Below are 2853 nucleotides of genomic sequence, written 5' to 3' on the forward strand. Positions count from 1 at the left end.
TGTAATGATTCATTTTCCCATTGAAATCAATGGCTTCAGGCACTTTTAAGACAGAATTTCCACGGAAGTTTTAGTCCTTTTCAAACGTAAAAAAATATTCGCAAAATTGGGTGCCTAATGTACTTTTGACACCCTAATCAAATTTATTATTTCACATAAGAAACTAACTAGTGAACAGTCAGATATAGAGATGGTACCGATTAACGACAATGATGGCTATATGACCAATAAAAGATGGCATGATCACCATCAGCTGGTCGGATAATGGAACAGTTTTAACTCTTGAAGGCAGAGAAAAAATAAGTATCATGTTAAAAATTGCAGAAAAAATAAAAAAAGTTTCAGAATAGTGTAATGTTTTCCTCTTTCCTCCCGTCTTCTAAGTGTAAAGATTAATTCACAGAGACAAAGGAGGTAACTAATGAAACTGAAAACCATTCTATTACTCGCAATGGTTATGGTGATTATTGCAATCCCCATGCCTGCAAATGCGAGGGAGAAACCATCGAAAGCAGACTTAAGTATTGCTGTCACCGAACCGGAGCTAAGGTATGTGGATGTACAGTCACTAAAGGGTGATCTGGCTATATCTAGCAGTGGCAAAGCATCGGTGTTCGGAAGCATTGTTGCACGGACCGCCGAAAAAACCAGAGTAACATGTATCTTGAGGAAGTACAAAGACGGGACTTGGACGGTCACGAAAGACTTCGGGTAGCTACTGTCATGGCCGACTGGTATGTGCCAAGTGGATATTACTATTAACTTTATGTTTCTGGTTATGCATGGATAGATGGTGTGTTGATTGATGAGCCTGTTTATAATACAAGCATTTAGCCACTATTGACAAGAAATCATCAATGCTAGTCAACTTTGGTATTCGATATACCAGAAACAAAATATTGGATAAGAATGGAAAGGAAATTAAATGAAAAAAATTATTAGAATAACAATGCTCTTAATGCTTATATTGACAATTAGTGTACCTGCGAAAGCAGCTTCAGGAGAACAGATGATAAACACTCTGGTTTATCTAGATACTGCCACAGGACAAAAGGTAGAATTCCGTGATGATAGTCAGACAACTGATGATATGGTGAAAAAATGGTTAAGTATTGCTTCTCGAACATTTAGGTACCATGGCGGCAAAATTCAGTTGCTATCTCTGAAAGAGAGTAAAAGGGCCATAAAAATTGACTTATCAAGTAATTTTCATGATTTGGATCCTACATCAGACGAGTTCGAAATGTTCATGTGGGGTATACAGGAAACCATATTTATGAATACAGATGTATCTACAATCTACTTTTATGTTGAAGGTAGAGAACTTGAAAACGTAGGTGAGTTTAGCTATACTGAAGGGGTAAATCGTGTTTCTAGAGATCAATCAGAACTTGACAACTTAATAAGAAGTATCCCAAATGTACCAAATCCAACAATTGTAATTGATCCTGGACATGGTGGGATTTGGAACAATGCTACAGCAGCCGATGGTACTAAGGAAAAAGATATTGTTTTGGAGGTAGGGAACTTCCTTAAAGCAGATCTACAAAACAAAGGTGCTACAGTAATCATGACCAGGAGCACAGATACCTATTTTTCGAGTAATCTGTCGAGTGATCTTGCTGCCCGTGTTAATATTGCCAATGATAATAATGCGGATTTGTTTATCAGTTTACATTGTAATGGTGGTGGTACAGGTGCTGATGGTACAGAGGCGTTTTGGCCAACAAACCATCATGTGTCAACAAGCACAAGCCTTGCCAATGAAATAACCGCTAAAATAACATCTAGGCATGGAACCGATCAACGTTGGAATCGTGAAGGTAACTATCAAGTTCTTAGAGATACTGATATGACGGCTGTTTTGGTTGAACTCGCATATATTACCGATCCAACCGACTATCAAGAGTTGGATAGTGTGGCTGACAGAGATGCAATGGCATACAGTGTGTATCTTGGTATACGGAAATTTTGGTGGGGGTACTAAATTTGAGAAAATATATTTTTCTGATTCTTGCATCCTTGGTATTGTTTTGCTCGTGTGGACATGTCGAAACAGATGAAACTATGACAATTTCAAATGGTGCTTATCCAAAAGTAATTGTTCGGGCTCAAAGGATAAAGTTTGACTATATTGAACCTTTAAGTGGCGAACTTCATTCATCGGAGATGGTTATTGAAGAAATGCCAATTGAAGATGTCGTAAATCATTGGATGAAACACTTAAGTGAAATGGATGTTTCATATGGAAAAACCGGTGAAGGTGATTGTATTTTCTTGGACCTTACGGTTTATGATGCGTATTTAATTGATGAAGATATTATTTTGGTTATGAGTGATGGTTTTGGAAACTTCGAATCAAATAACAATGAAAGCTATTCGAATCCAGGTGATTTTATCTTTGGGTTGAAAAGCTTGTTAATAGAAATCTCTGAAGCAAAAACGATGACACTTGATTATGAAGACAAGCATAGTGATACTATTCATCAGGATGGTGTGGTTATTACTAGAATACCCTTGCAGGAGTGATTTGCCAAGAATTTACTCTTGCAATCCAGAAAATAGCTTACGTGAAAGATTTTATGCATATATGCTTTTAAAAAACAACTCAAAGGTTTCTGATTCCTTTAGAATGTGAGTACTAGAGTTATATGAAAAACATTTATCTAAGAATAGTTATTGTCCTGACCATAATAGGAATACTCCTTCATTCTAATAGCTTTAAGATTAGTTTATTTTTGAACGAGCTGGCTGTTATGGGTTCTAATGTCGTCATTCATGATCAGCATCATTCACCAATAGAGTTTAAAATTGTTGAAACTAAAAATAGAGATGGAAAGTTAGCTATTGCCA

The 2853-nt window shown here is 36.6% G+C and carries 4 protein-coding genes; all 4 read left to right on the forward strand.

Annotation, left to right across the window (positions count from 1 at the left end; all coding sequences use genetic code 11):
- Nucleotides 1-239: 239 nt before the first annotated feature.
- The 4 genes from AC6F8J_RS14780 (at nt 240) to AC6F8J_RS14795 (ending at nt 2529) form a co-directional block, all read left to right on the forward strand.
- Complete coding sequence (locus AC6F8J_RS14780) at nt 240-350, forward strand: hypothetical protein (RefSeq protein WP_500724393.1); 111 nt, start codon at nt 240-242, stop codon at nt 348-350.
- 71 nt (nt 351-421) lie between these two features.
- Complete coding sequence (locus tag AC6F8J_RS14785) at nt 422-715, forward strand: hypothetical protein (protein WP_500724394.1); 294 nt, start codon at nt 422-424, stop codon at nt 713-715.
- Between the two features lie 210 nt (nt 716-925).
- Nucleotides 926-1987 carry an N-acetylmuramoyl-L-alanine amidase gene (locus AC6F8J_RS14790; protein WP_500724395.1) on the forward strand — a complete coding sequence of 354 codons (1062 nt, stop codon included), beginning with the start codon at nt 926-928 and terminating at the stop codon, nt 1985-1987.
- A 2-nt stretch (nt 1988-1989) separates the two neighbouring features.
- Nucleotides 1990-2529, forward strand: coding sequence for a hypothetical protein (locus AC6F8J_RS14795; protein WP_500724396.1), 540 nt, complete (start codon nt 1990-1992; stop codon nt 2527-2529).
- Nucleotides 2530-2853 lie beyond the last annotated feature (324 nt).

This window comes from Petrocella sp., from assembly GCF_059865615.1.